Genomic DNA, 20415 nt, shown 5'->3' with positions numbered 1-20415 from the left:
CGCCCTGTTCGCAAAAGGTCACGATACCGCGCACCCGTCGTTTGATTTCTTCGCCCTGCCAGATAGTCAGAGTCGCCATTTCATCCAATACTTTTTCAAAGCCAATCGCCGGATCACTGCTGGCCAGCGTGACATCCAGCGTAAAGAGTTCGGAGTAGGCCTGAGAAAGCTGAAAGCTCACGACAGCAAAGGTGTCTTTAGCCACGCTGCCAGCGGTGAAGGTAAAGCGGGTTCCATTAGTCCCATAAAGTGTCGCCATAAAGTTATTCCGTCAACTGTCGTGGAGTCATTTATCAGAAAGTGATTTTATTAGCGATGCATAGGTCGCACAAATACAATAAAATCAAGATGATAAATAAAATGTGTGAGAAGGGTAGACCTGGTGATTGGAATAAACTGAGAGGGGAGTCACAAAGAATTCACAATTAAGCCGGAGTGAAATATATGAATCTTTTGCGCAGAGAAAAGGGCGCTTAGCACCCTTTTTTAATATCATAGGATGTGAATTTACAGCGGTGTCGGGCGCGGAGGGCAGCGTTCGAGTAATTCAACGCTGCCGTCTTCATTCAGTTGCTCGATAAAGACATCGAAGCCCCACAGACGATGAACGTGTTTCATCACTTCACGACGGCTCTTATCAAGCGGCGCGCGATCTTGCGGGATATAACGCAATGTCAGCGAGCGGTCTCCGCGTAAATCGACATTCCAGACCTGAATGTTTGGCTCGTGATTGCTCAGGTTGTACTGCGCTGACAACTCCTGTCGGATAGCACGATAGCCTTCCTCGTTGTGAATTGCCGCAATTTCCAGATAGTTATTATGATCGTCATCCAGCACGGTAAATAACCGGAAATCACGCATGACTTTCGGCGACAGGAACTGGCTGATAAAGCTTTCATCTTTGAAATCACGCATCGCAAAATGTAGCGTTTCCAGCCAGTCTGAACCCGCGATATCAGGGAACCAGTAGCGATCTTCTTCCGTCGGTTCCTGACAGATACGCTTAATGTCCTGCATCATCGCAAAGCCCAGCGCATACGGGTTGATCCCACTGTAATACGGGCTGTTATAAGGCGGCTGATACACCACATTCGTATGACTGTGCAGGAACTCCAGAATGAAGCGGTCAGAGACTTTTCCTTCATCGTAAAGATGATTAAGAATGGTGTAATGCCAGAACGTCGCCCAACCTTCGTTCATTACCTGGGTTTGTTTTTGCGGATAAAAATACTGGCTGATTTTACGCACGATACGCAAAATTTCCCGTTGCCAGGATTCCAGCAGTGGCGCATTTTTCTCCATGAAATACAACAGGTTTTCCTGCGGTTCAGAAGGGAAACGTCGCGCCTGTTCAGGGGCATCAACGCTGTCTTTACGCGGCAGCGTTTTCCACAGCGTATTCACCTGGCTTTGCAGATATTCCTCTCGGCTTTTCTGGCGCGCCAGTTCTTCCTGCAAGGAGATTTTTTGCGGACGTTTATAGCGATCGACACCGTAATTCATCAGCGCATGACAGGAATCGAGCAGCCGTTCAACTTCATCGACACCGTAGCGTTCTTCACATTCGCTGATATAGCGTTTGGCGAACAACAGGTAATCGACGATGGAACTGGCATCGGTCCAGCTTTTAAACAGGTAGTTATTTTTAAAGAAAGAGTTGTGGCCGTAGCAGGCGTGAGCCATGACCAGCGCCTGCATTGTGATGGTATTTTCTTCCATCAGATAGGCGATACACGGATTAGAGTTGATGACGATTTCATACGCCAGACCCTGCTGCCCGTGCTTATACAGTTGCTCGGTTTCAATAAATTTTTTACCGAACGACCAGTGAGTGTAATTGATCGGCATGCCGATGCTGGAGTACGCATCCATCATTTGTTCAGAGGTGATAATTTCTATCTGATGGGGATAGGTTTCAAGCCGGTACGACTTGGCCACCCGGTCGATCTCTGCAAGGTAGGTCTGCAATAACTCAAACGTCCAGTCCGGTCCATCGCTGAGACGTTTGTCCTCAGTTTTTTGCTTCTGGGTCACTGTTGTCATAAGCCGCACCCTCATTCAGTTATGGACGCTACAGAGTGTTTGATTCACAACCTTTTCTTAAGTTATCGCACGTCCATTGATAATCGTAGCTCAATCTGAGTGTGCTGTGAGATAAACACCATGAATCCCTTCCTGATTAAATCTATATCCTTATGGCCGATCGCTGTCAATTTCCCTGTTGAGGAAAATCTGCACAATAAAAAGCTGCTGCTGAGAGGGGGGCTTTCCGTTTTCAGTCTGATGCCTAGATTTTATCTTCTTTATAAACCGCCGGTGGCCATGAATCCCAAAGATTCTCACTCAGTGAGGTAATATTACCCTTGAAGTGGTTTGTGGTTTTTTATTCTGGTTTAGTGGCTTTTTATAAGAATATAAATCTGTACACAAACCGGCTTTAACGTGTCCTGAAATTCGTGATGTCAGTGCAGTCACTGCTGTCATAAAACCATTTATTTCTTTCTGAAACGTTGAATTGTTGCAAGTTATCGTTATTTATTTCTACCTATTGAAATAAATGCTGGTATGAACGATAAATAAATGTGAAAGACCTCACGGTTATGAGTGTCTGTGTTGGTGATTTTTCTCAGTCAGGTTAATTTCCTGTCATCAGAATATTATGCTTTGTTTAGTCGTGGAGTGGAGTCGATATGCGTGTGGTGATTTTAGGCAGTGGTGTGGTCGGTGTCGCCAGTGCATGGTATCTGGCAAAAGCGGGTCATCAGGTGACGGTGATAGATCGTCAGTCCGGTCCGGCCGAAGAAACCAGCGCGGGTAATGCAGGGCAGATCTCTCCGGGCTATGCCGCACCGTGGGCAGCTCCCGGCGTGCCGGTGAAAGCGGTTAAATGGATGTTCCAGAAGCACGCGCCCCTGGCAATCCGTCTCGACGGTACACAGTTCCAGCTCAAATGGATGTGGCAGATGCTGCGCAACTGCGACATGAACCATTATCAGACTAATAAAAGCCGCATGGTGCGTCTGGCGGAGTACAGCCGCGACTGTATGAAAGCGCTGCGAGACGATACCGGCATTCAGTACGAAGGTCGTCAGGGCGGGACATTGCAGCTCTTCCGTACTGCCCAGCAGTTTGAAAGCGCGGCTAAGGATATTGCTGTGCTGGAAGATGCGGGCGTGCCCTATCAGTTGCTGGAATCCAGCCAGCTGGGGCTCGCAGAACCTGCACTTGCGCAGGTCGCGCACAAGCTGACCGGTGGTCTGCGATTGCCTAATGATGAAACCGGGGACTGCCAGATGTTTACCCGTAAACTGGCGGAAATGGCGCGTCAGGCGGGCGTTGTCTTCGAATTTAACCGCACCGTAGATAAGCTGCATGTAGATAACGGCGAAATTACTGGCGTGCAATGCGGCGATGAACGGGTAAAAGCCGACGCTTATGTGGTGGCGTTCGGTTCGTATTCAACGGCATTGCTTCGCGATCTGGTGTCCATTCCCGTCTATCCGCTGAAAGGGTATTCCCTGACCATCCCGATTACCGACCCGGCTTCTGCTCCGGTTTCTACCGTGCTGGATGAAACCTACAAAATTGCCATTACCCGCTTTGATGATCGTATACGTGTCGGTGGGATGGCGGAGATTGTTGGCTTCAATCTGAAACTGGCAAAGGCTCGGCGTGAAACGCTGGAAATGGTCGTAAGAGATCTCTATCCGAACGGCGGCAATGTCGAACAGGCGACGTTCTGGACCGGCCTGCGCCCGATGACGCCGGACGGCACGCCGATTGTCGGTCGCACACGTATCAAAAATCTGTATCTGAATACCGGCCACGGTACGCTCGGCTGGACGATGGCCTGCGGCTCAGGGCAATTACTGTCAGATATTATGTCTGGCGTGACGCCTGCGATCCCGTCTGATGATTTATCGGTTGAGCGTTACAGCCCGGATTTTATCGCGCGTCCTGCGGGCCCGCATAAAATGCATCCGGTAGGCTGAGTCTGCTGCCATTCTTTCCCATGCAGTGTCTGACGCTGCATGGGCATTACTTTGCTTATTGCCGGAGCCGGTATGCCTCGCCCGATTTCTGCCACATTATCTCTTTCTGCCTTAACCCAAAATCTGAACATCATTCGTGGCTTTGCTCCTGACAGCAAGGTCTGGACCGTCGTGAAAGCCAATGGCTACGGACACGGTATTTCCCGCATCTGGCGCAGTTTATCTTCCACTGATGGTTTTGCATTACTCGATTTCAACGAAGCCATTTTGCTGCGAGAAGCGGGCTGGCAGGGGCCGATTTTACTGCTGGAAGGATTTTTCACCGCCGAAGATTTAGACATTGTTGGCAAATATCATCTGACGACTGCTGTTCACAGCGACTGGCAAATTAAAACGCTGGCCGAAGCACAGATCAGCCAGCCGGTTGATGTCTACCTGAAAGTGAACAGCGGCATGAACCGACTGGGATTTCCCCCTGCACGAACTGGCGCGGTGTGGCAACAACTTCGCGAGCTGAAACAGGTAGGGGAACTCACGCTGATGAGCCATTTCGCTACCGCTGACAGTGTCGAAGGTGTTGATGCCCAGATGGCGGCGATTAATCTGGCTGGGCAACATATCAGCGGGCCACGGTGTCTGGCGAATTCGGCGGCGACTTTGTGGCATCCGCAAACGCATCACGACTGGATCCGTCCGGGTATTATTATTTATGGCGCGTCGCCAAGCGGTGAGTGGAAAGATATTGCGCATACCGGTCTGCAACCGGTGATGACGTTAAAAAGCGAGCTGATTGCCGTACAGGAATTGAAGGCGGGTGATCGCGTGGGTTACGGCGGGCGCTATCACGCGAGCGGCCCTCAGCGGGTGGGGGTGGTCGCCTGCGGCTATGCGGACGGTTATCCGCGACATGCCCCGACCGGAACGCCGGTCTGGGTGGATGGCGTGCGTACAACGACGGTGGGGACGGTATCCATGGATATGCTGGCCGTCGATCTCACGTTATGCCCGCAGGCAAAAATTGGTTCACCGGTCGAATTATGGGGAAATTATTTGCCGGTAGATGATGTGGCGACGGCCTGCGGTACGCTGGGTTACGAGCTGCTGAGTGCGCTTTCACCCCGCGTACCGGTTTCAGTGACAGACGAGTGACCGTATAGAAAAAAGACGATTAGTTTTCCAGACGGGTCAGCCGGCCCGTCGATTTCTTACTGGCGCGACGTGCCAGCATCGCCAGACATCCTCCTGCAAGCATCACCAGCGCAAGACTCAGCTTTGGCTGCAACGGTAACGCCATCGCAATAAAGCCCAGCAGCGCGCCACCGGCCATCTGCACCGAACCGACCAGCGCTGAAGCTACCCCAGCTTCTGCGGAGAAGGGTTCCAGCGCGTAGCTGGTCGCCGGGCCCATCAGGAACGCCAGACCGGCGCAGGCGCTGGCTACTGGCAACATATATAACCAGGTCGCAGTCTGTTCAGCAGCCGGAACCAGCGTTATCCCGGCAATCAGTCCGAGGCAGCCGATAAACATCAGAATGCCACCTGTTTTCAGACACACCGGACGTCCCACTTTGCGGATGATCCGGTTGGCGATAAAACTCATCCCCATGATCCAGAATCCGTTAGCACCGAATACCAGCGAGAATTCCAGCGGTGTCAGTCCGGCAATATTCATCAGTACCGTCGGGGCAAGCGAAACATAGGTCAGCGCCATGCCCATTGCGCCAGCATTGACCAGTGCGAAAGTGATAAATCGTGCATTAAAAAGAATACGTGCGTACTGACGGAAAGGCAGTCCGGTATTGGTTTGCGTTCCTTGCGGACGGGTTTCAGGTAATTTGAAAATAACCAGCAGCAGAACCGCCAGCGTATAACCCGCCAGTGCCCAGAACGGTGCGCGCCAGCCATAATATTGCGCAATCAGGCCGCCAATCAGTGGTGCCAGAGCCGGGATGATATTGAGCGTGCCGTTGAGGAAACCATACGCGCGGGCAGCATCGTTACCGCTCATCCGGTCACGCACGCCGCTGAAAATCACCACCGACGTGCAACAGACCGCCAGGCCCTGAATGACGCGCGAAAGCAGGAACATCCAGGGCGCGACGGCCATAGCAGCCACAATCGCGCCTGCCAGATAAATCACAACACCGATGATGGCTACAGGGCGCCGTCCGAATTTATCGACCAGCGGTCCGGCAACCAGTTGGCCGAGTCCCATCACCAGAATAAACAATGATATTGAGGACTGAATGACCGCCTCTGTGCTGTTCAGACCCAGCGCAATCGCCGGGATCGCAGGCAGGTAGAGGTCGATACCCAGTGGGCCAAGCAGTACCATGCTCAGCAGCAGGAAAAGGAATTTTTGCATTGAAAACATCACTGTCAGTCATCCGAAAGGAGGCTAAGGGTAATGATTTAGTTAAAGAATGGAAAGCAGCTTGTGAAAATCGTGCGGGAAGAACTTGTGAATAAAAACGGACACCCTTAAGTGTCCGTTAACGCAAAGATAGCGGAAGGATTATTTTTTCTTCCAGAAATCATCAAACACCGTGATGGGTGGCTGACGTTTATGTTCAGTGCGCAGATACCAGCCTTCAATAATCGCGGCATATTTATCGTCGACTTTTTTGCCTTCGAGATAATCATCAATCAGTTCGTAGGTGACGCCAAGTGCGACTTCATCGGGCAAAGCAGGGCGGTTTTCTTCCAGATCAGCCGTCGGAGCTTTGGTATACAAATGTTCCGGGCAGCCGAGTTCTTTGAGCAACGCTTTACCCTGACGTTTGTTCAGACGAAAAATCGGGTTGATGTCCGTACCGCCATCGCCGTATTTGGTGAAGAATCCGGTGACGGCTTCTGCCGCATGGTCGGTCCCGACTACGACGCCTTTTTTCATCCCGGCAATGCTGTACTGTGCTTTCATGCGCTCGCGGGCTTTTTCGTTCCCTTTAATGAAATCGCTTAGCTCAATACCAATTTCACGTAAGGTGGCTTCGCTCGCCAGTACGGCATTTTTGATATTAACGGTCAGAACCAGATCAGGCTTGATGAACGAGATGGCATCCTGACAGTCGGATTCATCGGCCTGCACGCCATACGGCAAACGGACTGCGATGAACTGATAATCGGCTTCGTGAGTTTCTGCGCGTAATTCGCTAATTGCCATTTGGCAAAGTTTGCCGGTGAGAGTAGAATCCTGCCCGCCGCTGATACCCAACACAAGTGTCCTGATGAACGGATGGGCCAGCAGATAACTTTTGAGAAAATCGACGCTGACACGGACTTCCTGTGCGGCATCGATGTGCGGTTTAACGTGCAGAGCCTGAATAATCTCTTTTTGTAAAGCCATGACCACTCCTCCTGAAGGCTGCCTTCGAGGAACCCGAGGCAAAAATAAGACGTTATCAGGATAAAACTACCCCGCATCGCTCAAAAGGACAAGATTCAGCGAAGAGTTCGGCGGAAATCTGTACTCCTCCGGCTCGCAACATTTCGAAGCAAAGCGGCAGGAAAGAAGTAAAGTGTGGCACGTGATGAGTTATTACCGACCGGCATTGAAATAAGAAATCAATGAAGGGAAATGTAATGATTTCGTATGTTTCTATTGCTGGAAATATATGTCATTCGGAACTATCTAAAAAAGCCGCTTTATTAAGATATCCTGGGCTGAGTGCGTTATATTTGTTGCGGTAGAAATATTTGTATGCATGTGCCATCGAAATGGAGTTGCCAGGCTTGATTAACGGATCCTAATTAATGGCATACATCGTGTGGTTTTAATGTCGTTATTTGCCTTAAGTCTTATTGGGGAAACAAAATGTTTTTTCGGGTTGTACGTCGTTTACCAGCTTGTGCCATCGTCTGTGGTGCAGCGCTGTTCAGTATCTCAAGCCTTGCAGACACCACCATCTTCACTGCGTTAGATGACCCTGCTCAGGCGAAAAAGCCTTTCGAGGGCAATGTTCAGGCGGGTTACAGCGCGCAAACTGGTAACACCAGCAACTCCACGCTGAATGCTGATACCACCATGACCTGGTTTGATACCAACACGGCTTACAGCCTGTGGGGTTCTGCGCGTAACACATCTTCTTCCGGTGTGCGTTCATCTGAGAAGTATCAGGCCGGTGGCCGTACCCGTTATAACCTTGATAACGCGAACTATGTTTTCGGTCAGGGCAGCTGGCTGAGCGACCGTTATAACGGTTACCGTTCACGTACTGTCGGTACACTGGGTTATGGTCGTCAGATCTGGTCCGGTCCGGTTCATACGCTGAACCTGGAAGCCGGTCCTGGTGTTCGTCATGATGAATTCGAACAAGGTGGTAACACCACCCGTGCTCTGGCATACGCTTCAGGCACTTACGGTTATCAGATCAGCGACACTGCACGCTTCACGCAGGGCGTTTCTGTTTTAGCGAACGATGAAACTACGCTGAACTCAGAAACTGCGCTGACCGTTGCGATCAACTCCCACTTCTCACTGAAAGTGGCGTATGACGTAACTTATAACACCAAACCACCTGCCAGCGCGCCGGATAAAACCGATACCGTGACGTCTGTAAATCTGGTGTATGGCATGTAATTTCCCGCACGGGAAATAATGCAAAAAGCCGGAGGGAATATGCCTCTGGCTTTTTTTTTGGAATATATCCAGTCTGTTTTCAGGTTGTTTACTAACAAAAAAAACCACGCACTCGGCGTGGTTTCGTTATTTCTGAGCAGCTATTTTTTCTCTGCGTCTTTATATACCGTGGCGATCGCTTCAAAATTCGGGCCTTTCTGGCCAGCGGCGATGATATGGTAATACTTACCGCCTTTCTCATCCGCCAGCTTTGATAACTCTTCGTGCAACTCACTTGGGGAACCGACTTTCCCGCCTGATTCAGCCACTTTGATATTGTCGATTTTTACCAGTTTATAGTGTTCGACTTCTTCTTTAGAGACTTGTTCAGCAGCCAAAGCGCTGAAAGAGAAGGCAGAAATAAGCAGGGTAGTAGCTAAAGTAATTTTTTTCATATACAGCATCCTTTTGTAGAGGTAAGTAATTGCTTTGCTCTCCTGAAGTTTAGACGGTATTTAAAAAAACACCCTAAATTGTGATGAGTTATCAGAGATATCACCCTCTAAAAAAGCTGAGGGCAGAAAAGAGCTGAAAGAAGATGAAGTTTTGAAATACATAAAAAAACAGCGGATCATTAAAAATAATCCGCTGTTTTTAAAGGTTAAATATTAGTTGTCCTGAACCTGCTTGTGGAAAAGTTCCCGGAACACCGGATAAATATCTTCCTGCTCGCGGATATGTTGCATGGCGAAATTATCGAATTTCTCCTGCAACACTTCGTATTCACGCCACAGCGTCTGGTGGGCGCGGCGGGTGATCTCGATATAGCTGTAATAACGCACCATCGGCAGGATCTTCTGTGCCAAAAGCTGGTGGCAAAGAGGGGAGTCGTCAGCCCAGTTATCGCCATCGGAAGCCTGCGCGGCATAAATGTTCCACTGCGCCGGATCGTAGCGTTCCTTAATGACGTCATCCATCAGTTTCAGTGCGCTCGAAACGATGGTCCCGCCGGTTTCCTGCGAGTAGAAGAACTCCTGTTCATCCACTTCTTTAGCCTGTGTATGGTGACGGATATAGACCACATCCACGTTTTTATAGGTTCTGCTCAGGAACAAATAGAGCAAGATATAGAAACGCTTGGCCATGTCTTTGGTCGCCTGATCCATCGAGCCGGAGACATCCATCAGACAGAACATCACCGCCTGGCTCGACGGCTCGGGGCGACGTTCGTAGTTGCGATAGCGTAAATCGAAGGTATCAATGAACGGCGTTTTAGCGATTTTCGCCCGCAACTCGGCGATTTCTTTACGCAGACGTTCTTCTTCAAGTAACTGTGCTGGTTCGCTGTGCTCGACCTCGGTCAGCGTCGATTCAAGCTCACGCAGCTCCCGTTTTTTACCCGCGGTCATCGCCGTGCGGCGGGCCAGCGAGTTTTGCAAGGAACGCACCACACTGATATTGGCCGGTACGCCATTCGACGTGTAGCCGGAGCGGTGGGTTTTGAATTCGTTCAGCTGTTTATGCTGGTTTTTACGCAGGTTAGGCAGCGCCAGATCTTCAAACAAAAGATCGAGATATTCGTCTTTAGAGATCTGAAATGAAAATTCATCTTCGCCTTCACCGTCCTGACTGGCTTCGCCCTGACCACTGCCGCCACCACCGCCCCCCTGCGGTCGTTCGATGCGGTCATTTTGCACAAAATGATCATTGCCGGGGTGAACACGGTGGCGTAAGCCACCGCGACCCTGATGGAACATGGGCTCGTTGATATCAGCATTGGGGATCGAGACTGACTCCCCGCTGTCCACGTCGGTAACCGAACGCTTATTGATGGCCTCGGCAATCGACTGTTTGATTTGCGACTTATAGCGGCGCAAAAAGCGCTGGCGGTTCACCGCGCTTTTGTTTTTGCCATTCAGCCGTCGGTCAATGAAATACGTCATATTTCCCCCAAACGACTTTGCCAACGATCCTCTGTTACGAGGATTTTCTCACGCGCAGATACCATTCACACAGCAGGCGAACCTGTTTGCGTGTATATCCTTTCTCCATCATTCTGTCGACAAAATCATCATGTTTCTTCTGTTCATCGGTCGACGTCTTGGCGTTAAACGAGATAACTGGCAGTAATTCCTCGGTATTTGAGAACATTTTTTTCTCAATGACCGTTCGCAGTTTTTCGTAACTTGTCCAGTTTGGATTGCGGCCACTGTTGTTGGCGCGGGCACGCAGCACGAAGTTGACGATTTCGTTGCGGAAATCTTTTGGATTGCTGATCCCGGCTGGTTTTTCAATTTTCTCCAGCTCAGCATTCAGCGATTCACGGTCGAACAGTTGTCCGGTATCCGGGTCACGATATTCCTGATCCTGGATCCAGAAATCAGCGTACGTAACATAACGGTCGAAAATGTTTTGTCCGTATTCTGAATAGGATTCCAGATAAGCCGTCTGGATCTCTTTGCCGATAAACTCAGCGTATTTCGGGATCAGATAGCCTTTCAGGTGCTCCAGATATTTTTCAGCGATGTCCTGCGGGAACTGTTCGCGCTCGATTTGCTGTTCCAGCACATAGAACAGATGAACCGGGTTGGCGGCCACTTCGACGTGATCAAAGTTAAAAACGCGGGACAGAATTTTAAACGCGAAACGCGTCGACAGCCCGTTCATGCCTTCGTCCACACCCGCATAATCACGGTATTCCTGATAGGACTTGGCTTTCGGATCGGTATCTTTCAGGCTTTCACCGTCGTAAACCCGCATTTTGGAATAGCTGCTGGAGTTTTCAGGTGTTTTCAGCCGCGACAAAATTGAGAAGCGCGCGAGCGTTTCCAGAGTTCCGGGTGCGCAAGGTGCATGGGCCAGTTCACTGTTGCTGAGCAGTTTGTCGTAGATTTTCATCTCTTCAGAAACGCGCAGGCAGTAAGGCACTTTCACGATGTACACACGGTCAAGGAACGCTTCATTATTCTTGTTGTTACGGAACGTCACCCATTCAGATTCGTTGGAGTGCGCCAGAATAATGCCGTTGAACGGCAAAGCAGAGATCCCTTCGGTACCGTTATAGTTACCTTCCTGCGTCGCAGTCAGTAACGGATGCAACACTTTAATCGGGGCTTTGAACATCTCCACGAATTCCATCACACCCTGGTTTGCTCGGCACAGAGCACCGGAATAACCGTAAGCGTCAGGATCGTTCTGGGCGTGGTTTTCCAGTTTACGGATGTCCACTTTCCCGACCAGGGCAGAAATGTCCTGATTGTTTTCATCGCCCGGTTCGGTTTTGGCGATGGCAATTTGTTCCAGAATCGACGGCCAGACTTTCACGACTTTAAAATTCGTGATGTCACCACCAAATTCATGAAGACGTTTTGCCGCCCAAGGCGACATGATGGTGCCGAGATAGCGCGGGGGAATGTTGTATTCTTTTTCGAGAATATGCGCATCTTCCTGCGGATTAAACAGACACAGAGGATGATCGTTTACCGGACTGCGTTCGCCGTTGGCGCTCAGTACATAAATCGGTACACGTTGCATCAGGGATTTCAGCCGTTCGGCCAGTGACGATTTACCGCCACCCACCGGGCCCAGTAAATAGAGGATTTGTTTCTTTTCTTCCAGTCCCTGCGCGGCGTGTTTCAGGTAGGAGACAATCTGTTCGATAGCCTCTTCCATGCCGTAAAACTCTTCAAATGCAGGGTAACGTGCAACAACACGGTTCGAGAATAAACGCGACAGGCGTGGTTCAAGCGCGGTATCTACCATCACTGGTTCACCGATTGCCATCAACAGACGTTCCGCCGCATTGACATAAGCACTGCGATCTTGCCGTGCAATGGTAAGAAATTCCTGCAGTGTGAACTCTTCGTCCTTGGCAGCCTCATAGCGCTGGCGATAGTGGTCAAATATGTTCATACGATGCCCGTCCTTCGTTATTTTACCCTTCGTCTCTGGAACCACCACCTTGCTGTAATTCCAAATAATCGGGTAACGCACAGGTTAATGAGAGCTTTTTTCAGCGCTCCCGGAAGAAAGATCTCCCACCTGAATACAGCAACCCTTATGCCAACTTGCAGAACCCCTTTGACGCTGACAGTAACGATGGTTTGTAAACTGCCGTGACTCGGTGGGACGGGCGACTGTTCAGGCTAAGTCTTTCATCTATTTATAAGCGTAGTTTGGCATTAAGAAAATTTCCTCTATGGCTTTGCCGTTTTTTAAGTCATATCAATGACTCAGTTCTCGGGAGTGCTCTGAAAAGCCTTGCAGGGCGTGCTCTGCAGAGCGGAAGTCCTTTCTTTAGTCATTTTTATTTCATATTTTGCATATAAATTATGCGATCCACCCGATTTTCTCGGGTAAGTCTTTTTCAAGAACGAGAAAAGCTAAGCGCTTCGTTTACGCTTCATTTAAACTAACGGCGTTTTTTTACTTAATGGAAATAAGCAATGAAAATTTCGTTTATAAAAACACTGTCCATCGCTGGCGCGGCAGTGATTTGCAGCCATGCTGCCGTTGCAGGGACATGGCAGTTAGGTGCATCTGCTCTGGTCGCTCCGGATCCATACCGTGGAAACAATGACCACGTATATCCGGTGCCGATCATCAATTACGACAATGATGACTTCTACTTCCACACGCTGATGGCGGGCTACTATCTGTGGAATGACGACGTAAACAAATTCAGCGTGACCGCGAGCTACTTCCCGTTGAGCTTTGACCCAAGCGACAGCGACGATAAACGCATGAAGCGCCTCGATAAACGTCATTCAACGCTGATGGCGGGGCTGGCTTATTCGCATAACGCCGAGTGGGGTACGATCCGCGCCAGTTTCAACGCCGATACGCTCGATACCAGCAACGGTATGACTGCGGATCTGGGTTATCTGTATGCGATCAAAGGCTCTAACTGGGCCGTGGTTCCTGGCTTTGGTGTGACCTGGTTCAGCTCGAACCTCAACCAGTACTATTATGGCGTGACCAAAGACGAATCCCGTCGCAGTGGTTTCCACAGCTATTCGGCTGATGACAGCTTCAGCCCGTACGTTGAAGTCTCCGCGAAATACAACTTCACCGCCGACTGGCAGGGCTTCGTGACCGGCCGCTATCTGCGCCTGTCAAGTGAAGTGACCGACAGCCCGATCATTGAGAAAGACTGGACTGGCGTGCTGTGGACAGGTGTCACTTACACCTTCTGATGTAATGCACCTTTCGGGTGCTTGCTTTGCACATTAATGGGGCGTTTCGCCCCATTTGCACATTTATAGTTCATCGACTTTAACGTCATTAAGAATCACGACCCGACCGGAGGAAACAGATGAAAGCGAAGACCGTACAGTTGCCTGATGGCACGACCGTACCCGCAATCGGACAAGGCACCTGGTATATGGGGGAGCGGAACAGTGATGTTCGCTCTGAAGTGAATGCATTAAAACAAGGGCTGGATGCCGGTATGACTCTGATCGATACCGCAGAAATGTACGCGGATGGCGGAGCGGAAAGAGTGGTCGGCGAAGCGATGGCAGGGCGCCGCGATGACGTGTTTCTGGTTTCAAAAGTCTATCCGCACAATGCTGGTGGCGCGAAAGCCATCGCGGCCTGCGAGCAAAGTCTCAAAAGATTGAAAACCGATTGTATAGACCTGTATCTGCTGCACTGGCGTGGTTCGATTCCGTTACATGACACTGTCGCAGCAATGGTGAAACTACAGCAATCAGGAAAAATCCGTCGCTGGGGAGTTTCCAATCTCGACACTGACGACATGCAGGCGCTGTGGAAAATCCCCGGTGGCGAACAATGTATGACAAATCAGGTGCTGTATCACGCCGCTGCCCGTGGCATTGAATTCGATTTATTGCCGTGGAGTGATGAACACGGCGTGCCTGTGATGGCCTATTGCCCGCTGGCCCAGGCCGGAAAATTACGCCACGATGTCCTGACAGCGCCGGTCATGCAGAGCATCGCGAAGGAGCGGGGAGTCACCAGTTCGCAGATTGCGCTGGCATGGGTGATCCGTTCGGGGAACGTGATTGCGATCCCGAAGGCTGTACAGCCGCAGCATGTAAGAGATAATGCCGCTGCGATGATGCTCAGTCTCACCGGTGATGAAATCGCGCAAATTGACGCGGCGTTTCCGGCACCGAATCATAAAACGCCACTGGATATGGTCTGAATGGCCGGATACTTCGATTAAAAAGGGGCCATTTGGCCCCTTGATCACTTCTGTCAGGTGACTTATTTGCGGACAGAGAACGTCACTGCCAGGCGCGATGGTGCGGCGTGCGTAGAGACATGCTTCTCTGAAACCTGCGCGGTTTCAACGCAGACCATGGTTTTGTAGCCGTTATCTGGCATATCCGCCATGCTGACAGACAATTCAGAACCTGGATTCCAGGCAACAACATCAGAGTTGTTTTCATGTTCAACAACCAGCGTGCGTTTAAGCACCGGATCCACAATTTCACTGGTGGATTGCGGCTGGGTGTAAATGCGGTCAGTCTGGCCAGTGAAGGTCAAATCACCTTCGGTCTGTTTGGCTTTTGCGCCATCGACTTTATCGATAAAGCTGTTACCCAGGCCTTTAACGCTCACACTGGCAATATCACCGATATTGAAATAAGTGTGAAGGGCGCTGTTGGCTTCGAAATCACCGGTAGATTCCAGTTCGATATGGCAGGTAGCGCCGAGCGTGAAGCGTGCAGTCAGCGTAAATTCGTGCGGCCACAAAGCAAGTGTTTCAGGAGAGCTTTTCAGCGTTAACGTCAGGACGACGCCTTCGTCATTTTCCTGATGATCAGTCAGTTCCCACGCCATGTTTCGTGCAAAACCGTGTGAAGGTTTGCCTGCAGGACCGAACCACGGCCAGCAAATCGGAATACCGCCACGAATAGCGACGCCTTCTTTAAATGCACTGGCGCTGCTCATCCACAACACAGGCTCTTCGCCTTCAGGCTGCCATGACAGCAGATGCGCGCCTTGCAAGGCAATCGCAGCGCGTACTTTCGGGTGGGCAACAACGAGCACCGGCAGTTCGTCGATAAGACGCTGGCTGACGTAGGTAGTGATCTGGTTTACGACCGGGAGAGAAAAGAGTTGTTCTGTCATTATCTAAAGTCCTGTCAGGGTTAAAACTTCTAAGATTTAGAACCAAGACTACACATGAACCAAACGCATCTGTTTGACCGCACTCATGTGCTGATAAAAAAGTGCAACCGACAGAAAGCAAAAGGGCGACTTTCGTCGCCCTTCAATCAGTTCATTGACAAATCCAATTATTTGGAAACGTGAGCGATCAGATCCAATACTTTGTTTGAGTAGCCAGTTTCGTTGTCGTACCAGGAAACCAGTTTCACAAAGTTGTCGTTCAGAGCGATACCTGCTTTCGCATCAAATACGGAAGTCAGTTTTTCGCCGTTGAAGTCGGTAGATACTACGTCGTCTTCGGTGTAACCCAGAACGCCTTTCAGGTCGCCTGCTTCAGAAGCTGCTTTGATTACTGCGCAGATTTCTTTGTAAGAAGCTGGTTTTTCCAGACGTGCAGTCAGGTCAACAACAGAAACGTTAGGGGTAGGAACGCGGAACGCCATACCAGTCAGTTTACCGTTCAGAGCTGGGATTACTTTACCTACTGCTTTAGCAGCACCGGTAGAAGAAGGGATGATGTTCTGGGATGCGCCGCGGCCGCCGCGCCAGTCTTTATGAGACGGGCCATCAACAGTTTTCTGAGTTGCGGTAGTTGCATGCACAGTGGTCATCAGAGCTTCAACGATACCGAAGTTGTCGTTGATAACTTTAGCCAGTGGTGCCAGGCAGTTAGTGGTGCAAGATGCGTTAGAAACGATTTCCTGACCTGCGTATTCTTTATGGTTAACACCCATAACGAACATTGGGGTGTTGTCTTTAGAAGGACCAGTCAGAACAACTTTCTTAGCGCCTGCAGTGATGTGCTTACGCGCAGTAGCATCATCCAGGAACAGACCAGTAGCTTCCGCTACAACGTCAACGTTAACTTCGTTCCATTTCAGGTTAGCTGGGTCACGCTCAGCGGTAACACGGATGGTTTTGCCGTTAACAACCAGGTGACCGTCTTTAACTTCAACAGTACCGTTGAAACGGCCATGAGTTGAGTCGTACTTCAGCATGTATGCCATGTAGTCCGCGTCTAACAGATCGTTGATTGCTACGATCTCGATGTCAGAACGTTCTTGAGCAGCACGGAAAACAATGCGACCGATACGGCCAAAACCGTTGATACCTACTTTGATAGTCATATATTCCACCAGCTATTTTTTTAGTGAATAAAAGGTTGGTTGTAAAATTACAAAAACCTTGCTGAGCGTCAAGCGGAATCGTGTCAATTATTGCTGTAAGTCAAAGCGACGACCTACTATTGCTCGCTTATTGCACGTTCCGTTTTCTTAATCGGCTCATAACCACATGGGGGCGAAAAACTGAATATAAAGTAGCGGAGGATCAGGAGTGTGATCGCCATCACAAGTTATGAGTCAGGTAACGCTGATGCCATACAGTTTAGGCCAAAAGGGGCAGACCTGTTGTTAATTTTTTGTTATTATAAACTGTTATTTTAGTTGATTTTTATATTCGTCAGAGAACGATAAACATGAGTATCGAATTTAAATCTTCCTCTTCCCACGAGCAACTCACTGAAATTCAACGTTATGTCACGCAGGAACACGGAACAGAACCTCCGTTCTCCGGAAAGCTACTGCATAACCGTCGTGAAGGCATTTATCATTGCATCGTCTGTGGATCCGCGCTGTTCTTTTCCGGGACCAAATACGATTCCGGCTGCGGTTGGCCAAGTTTTTATCAGCCGGTACAAGCAGATGCGATTAAATATCTCACTGATAAAGCGCATAATATGCAACGCGTTGAGATACGCTGTTCAGGCTGCGAAGCGCATTTGGGACATGTTTTCCCGGATGGCCCGAAGCCGACGGGCGAACGCTATTGTGTGAATTCGGCCTCAATGTGTTTTAACGATGGTCAGAGTGGTGATAAAACCGCCGGATAGTGTGTCGTGAAATTGCGATATAATCTACCCGACAAAATCGATTCAGCAATTATTCAAAACCGTTTGAATAATAGCGCGGAGCTGAGGGCTCAGTCAGATGGAAATTAATCAACTCATTCATGTAATGACGCCGGAAATCTATGCACGTCTGGTGCAGGCGGTTGAACTAGGCAAATGGCCTGATGGCGTGGCGCTGACGCCGGAACAAAAAGAGCACAGCCTGCAGGCCGTGATGTTGTATCAGTCACGTCACAACGTGGATGCCCAGCACATGAGCATCGGAACGGACGGACAGATCGTTACCAAAAGTAAGCAGGAACTGAAACAGCAATTTGCTCAGGACATGCTGATTAAGCTGAAACCTGAGTAAGAATTGCATCAGCAAAGAAAAAGGCGCAGTACACGCGCCTTTGAAGTTGATGCTAACATTATAAAAATACACGAATATCCTCTAAGTTTTTTGCATGAATATGGACATCAATTTAGCCGGTTTTATCCCTGCATTACTTCCCGTTGCACTCTCCCCCGGCGCAAGCTTTACGCTTGCCATGAACAGCGCACTGTCTGGTGGCCGCAAAGGGCTATTCAGAACGCTCCTTGGAACTGCTCTCGGCATTTATACGCATGCAATCCTTATCGGGTTGGGCATTACGTCTTTACTGGTGGCATCCCCGACGCTTTTCTCTATTCTAAAAATTGCCGGCACAGCCTATCTGCTGTGGCTGGGTATCCAGCTTATTCGAAGCGGTCTGACTGCGCGTGAGATGGTTTTTGACAGCAGTGGCGCAGTGGTGACATTGAAAGATGCCTGGCTCGCGAATGTGCTTAACCCGAAAGCCATTATGTTTTATCTGACCGTGGTTTCACAGTTTGCGGGCCGCCAGGGTGAGATCGGACAGTATATGGTTCTGGCGACCGTGCACATTGTGGTGATGTCGGTCTGGCTCATTGCCATCAGCAAGGTGCTTATCTTTTCTGCCAGTAAGGTAAATACGCTGACCCTGAAAAAGGTCGTTAATATAGCGGGCGGGGGATTGCTGATTGTTTTTGCGTTGAGCAGTTTTTTTCACTGAGTGAGATTTCTGACTATAAATGCCGATGCTATGCAGACCCTGCTATTCCATTAGCAGGGTAACAAAACTCAGGCCAACACAGCCCCAGACGTACTGATCACCGCCCCCGCAACCCGCATGGCTTCAACCGCTTCTGCACTGTCTTCTGGCTGCAAATTTACGCCACGGCAGCCGTCGGTCAGCAGGGTGACTTCATAACCCTGCGCGAGTGCATCAAGTACGGTGAATTTCACACAATAATCCGTCGCCAGTCCCATCACATACAGATGCGTTACCTTTGCCGCTTTCAGCCAGTCGTTCAGTACGGTGGCTGCGCGATGGCCGTTGTCGAAAAAGGCGCTATAACTGTCGATATCCGGATTTGTGCCTTTCTGCACCACAAAGTCCACCAGCGGCAGGTTCAGGGAAGGGTGAAACTCAGCGCCCGGTTCCTGCTGAACGCAGTGAACAGGCCACCAGACTTGCGGCAGCCCGTTCAGTTCGCCCAGTGTCCAGGGCTCTGCTTGCGAGTTGATGGCAAAGCTGCGATGTCCGGCAGGGTGCCAGTCCTGTGACACCAGCACGGCAATGTCCTGGCTTTTGCACCACGCCATCATCTGATTAGCGACCGCAATAGTCGCATCGCCATCAGTCACCGCCAGCGCGCCGCCGCGACAAAAATCGTTTTGCAGATCGACCAGCAACAAAGCAGATTTCATATTGCCCCTTAAACGCCAATTATTCGGTAAGTTCGCCGCGCAGATTTTGCTGCATCAGCTCGCGGATTTCTTCCGGAGTATGCGTCTGGCTGAGCAGATAGTGCAGTTTGGTCAGCGCGGCTTCAACGGTCATATCAAACCCGCTGATCACACCGGAATGCGCCAGCGCGTTACCGGTCGCATAGCCGCCCATATTGACACGCCCTGAAATGCATTGCGTCAGATTCACCACCACGATGCCTCGCTCGGAGGCGTCTTTCAGCACTTTCAGCAGGTCACCCTTTTGCGGCGCGTTGCCGACGCCGTAAGAGCGCAGGATCAGCGCTTTCACTGGCTGCATCAGGAAGTTCTGTACGACTTCTGCCGAAATCCCCGGATAAATCGTCACTACGCCAATCGGCTGTGGGGTGATGTGATGCACTTTCAGCTTCGCAGCAGGCACGACGGGCAGCGAAGGCGTGGAAAGGCGACGGATGTGGATCCCGGCTTCCAGCAGCGGCGAAAGATTAGGTGATGCAAAGGCATCGAAACCATCGGCATGCGCTTTGGTGCTGCGGTTTCCGCGATACAGACGGTTGTTGAAGAACAGCGTGACTTCGTTGACCGGATGATTCGCAGCGATGTAAAGCGAGTTCAGCAGGTTAATCTGGCCATCAGAACGCAGGGCTTCAAGCGGAATTTGTGACCCTGTCACAATGACCGGTTTACTCAGATTTTCCAGCATGAAAGACAGCGCAGAAGCGGTGAAAGCCATGGTATCCGTGCCGTGCAGGATAACGAAACCGTCGTACTCGTCGTAATGCGCCTGAATATCATCGGCAATGTGCTGCCAGTCTTCCGGCGTCATGTCGGAAGAATCCATCAGTGGCGCATATTCCTGAATGGTGAATTCAGGCATCTCAGGGCGGTGGAATTCGGGCATCAGCGCCAGCTGACGTTGTAAATGGCCGGAAACCGGAATGTAACCCTGTTCAGAACGCTGCATACCGATTGTGCCGCCGGTATAGGCAACGTAAATAGATTTTTTAGTCATCGAAGATGTTCTTTTTTGAAAGGTGAAAGC

19 protein-coding genes are annotated in these 20415 nt (G+C 50.2%); 8 read left to right on the top strand and 11 right to left on the bottom strand.

The features are described 5' to 3' along the window. Nucleotides 1-259 (bottom strand): contractile injection system protein, VgrG/Pvc8 family (locus tag J1784_RS11650; RefSeq protein ID WP_274387324.1); only part of this gene is annotated, 259 nt, incomplete at its 3' end. A gap of 248 nt (nucleotides 260-507) precedes the next feature. Then, entirely contained in the window at nucleotides 508-2043 is a 1536-nt protein-coding gene (locus tag J1784_RS11645; RefSeq protein ID WP_120507464.1) for a SpoVR family protein, read from the bottom strand. Nucleotides 2044-2690: 647 nt separating this feature from the next. On the opposite strand from J1784_RS11645, the gene J1784_RS11640 reads away from it, so the two are divergent. Together J1784_RS11640 and dadX are read left to right on the top strand one after the other, a co-directional pair. Next, the gene (locus J1784_RS11640) at nucleotides 2691-3992 is read left to right on the top strand and encodes a D-amino acid dehydrogenase (protein WP_217149346.1); all 1302 of its coding nucleotides are present in this window, start codon (nucleotides 2691-2693) and stop codon (nucleotides 3990-3992) included. Between the two features lie 72 nt (nucleotides 3993-4064). Continuing rightward, entirely contained in the window at nucleotides 4065-5141 is a 1077-nt protein-coding gene (gene dadX, locus J1784_RS11635) for a catabolic alanine racemase DadX (RefSeq protein WP_217149345.1), read from the top strand. A gap of 19 nt (nucleotides 5142-5160) precedes the next feature. On the opposite strand, the gene J1784_RS11630 is transcribed toward dadX, so the two are convergent. Both J1784_RS11630 and nadE read right to left on the bottom strand, forming a co-directional pair. Continuing rightward, complete coding sequence (locus tag J1784_RS11630) at nucleotides 5161-6357, bottom strand: multidrug effflux MFS transporter (RefSeq protein WP_217149344.1); 1197 nt, start codon at nucleotides 6355-6357, stop codon at nucleotides 5161-5163. A gap of 150 nt (nucleotides 6358-6507) precedes the next feature. After that, the gene (gene nadE / locus J1784_RS11625; RefSeq protein WP_217149343.1) at nucleotides 6508-7338 is read right to left on the bottom strand and encodes an ammonia-dependent NAD(+) synthetase; all 831 of its coding nucleotides are present in this window, start codon (nucleotides 7336-7338) and stop codon (nucleotides 6508-6510) included. 468 nt (nucleotides 7339-7806) lie between these two features. Between nadE and J1784_RS11620 the strand changes: the two genes are divergently transcribed. Further along, nucleotides 7807-8571 (top strand): DUF481 domain-containing protein, encoded by a 765-nt coding sequence (locus J1784_RS11620; protein WP_120133032.1) that lies wholly within the window; start codon nucleotides 7807-7809, stop codon nucleotides 8569-8571. 140 nt (nucleotides 8572-8711) lie between these two features. On the opposite strand, the gene J1784_RS11615 is transcribed toward J1784_RS11620, so the two are convergent. From J1784_RS11615 to yeaG, 3 genes are all read right to left on the bottom strand, one after another. Continuing rightward, nucleotides 8712-9005, bottom strand: a complete 294-nt coding sequence (locus tag J1784_RS11615) for a YdgH/BhsA/McbA family protein (protein WP_120507697.1) — start codon at nucleotides 9003-9005, stop codon at nucleotides 8712-8714. 213 nt (nucleotides 9006-9218) lie between these two features. Next, complete coding sequence (locus J1784_RS11610; RefSeq protein WP_217149342.1) at nucleotides 9219-10493, bottom strand: YeaH/YhbH family protein; 1275 nt, start codon at nucleotides 10491-10493, stop codon at nucleotides 9219-9221. Between the two features lie 34 nt (nucleotides 10494-10527). Beyond that, nucleotides 10528-12462: a protein kinase YeaG gene (yeaG, locus tag J1784_RS11605; RefSeq protein WP_217149341.1), complete on the bottom strand. Its 1935-nt coding sequence runs from the start codon at nucleotides 12460-12462 to the stop codon at nucleotides 10528-10530. A 533-nt stretch (nucleotides 12463-12995) separates the two neighbouring features. On the opposite strand from yeaG, the gene J1784_RS11600 reads away from it, so the two are divergent. Both J1784_RS11600 and J1784_RS11595 read left to right on the top strand, forming a co-directional pair. Then, nucleotides 12996-13745, top strand: coding sequence for a MipA/OmpV family protein (locus J1784_RS11600; RefSeq protein ID WP_217149340.1), 750 nt, complete (start codon nucleotides 12996-12998; stop codon nucleotides 13743-13745). A gap of 119 nt (nucleotides 13746-13864) precedes the next feature. Beyond that, complete coding sequence (locus J1784_RS11595; RefSeq protein ID WP_217149339.1) at nucleotides 13865-14719, top strand: aldo/keto reductase; 855 nt, start codon at nucleotides 13865-13867, stop codon at nucleotides 14717-14719. Nucleotides 14720-14781: 62 nt separating this feature from the next. Here the strand turns inward: J1784_RS11595 and J1784_RS11590 are convergent, their stop codons facing one another. Further along, complete coding sequence (locus tag J1784_RS11590) at nucleotides 14782-15651, bottom strand: D-hexose-6-phosphate mutarotase (RefSeq protein WP_217149338.1); 870 nt, start codon at nucleotides 15649-15651, stop codon at nucleotides 14782-14784. 167 nt (nucleotides 15652-15818) lie between these two features. After that, nucleotides 15819-16817 carry a glyceraldehyde-3-phosphate dehydrogenase gene (gene gapA, locus J1784_RS11585; RefSeq protein ID WP_013575362.1) on the bottom strand — a complete coding sequence of 333 codons (999 nt, stop codon included), beginning with the start codon at nucleotides 16815-16817 and terminating at the stop codon, nucleotides 15819-15821. Between the two features lie 350 nt (nucleotides 16818-17167). Between gapA and msrB the strand changes: the two genes are divergently transcribed. The 3 genes from msrB (at nucleotide 17168) to J1784_RS11570 (ending at nucleotide 18654) form a co-directional block, all read left to right on the top strand. Continuing rightward, complete coding sequence (gene msrB / locus J1784_RS11580; protein ID WP_217149337.1) at nucleotides 17168-17581, top strand: peptide-methionine (R)-S-oxide reductase MsrB; 414 nt, start codon at nucleotides 17168-17170, stop codon at nucleotides 17579-17581. Between the two features lie 97 nt (nucleotides 17582-17678). After that, the gene (locus J1784_RS11575; protein ID WP_217149336.1) at nucleotides 17679-17951 is read left to right on the top strand and encodes a YeaC family protein; all 273 of its coding nucleotides are present in this window, start codon (nucleotides 17679-17681) and stop codon (nucleotides 17949-17951) included. Between the two features lie 100 nt (nucleotides 17952-18051). Next, entirely contained in the window at nucleotides 18052-18654 is a 603-nt protein-coding gene (locus J1784_RS11570) for a LysE family translocator (RefSeq protein WP_217149350.1), read from the top strand. 68 nt (nucleotides 18655-18722) lie between these two features. On the opposite strand, the gene pncA is transcribed toward J1784_RS11570, so the two are convergent. Beyond that, a complete protein-coding gene (pncA, locus tag J1784_RS11565) occupies nucleotides 18723-19352 on the bottom strand; it encodes a bifunctional nicotinamidase/pyrazinamidase (RefSeq protein ID WP_217149335.1) in 630 nt (209 codons plus the stop codon). 19 nt (nucleotides 19353-19371) lie between these two features. After that, entirely contained in the window at nucleotides 19372-20385 is a 1014-nt protein-coding gene (ansA, locus tag J1784_RS11560) for an asparaginase (protein WP_120507475.1), read from the bottom strand. Between the last annotated feature and the right edge of the window lie 30 nt (nucleotides 20386-20415).

The sequence above is a fragment of the Rahnella ecdela genome (assembly GCF_019049625.1).
Classification (GTDB): domain Bacteria; phylum Pseudomonadota; class Gammaproteobacteria; order Enterobacterales; family Enterobacteriaceae; genus Rahnella; species Rahnella ecdela.
Note: the sequence above shows the minus strand (reverse complement) of the source record. Positions and strands in the feature narration are given on the sequence as shown.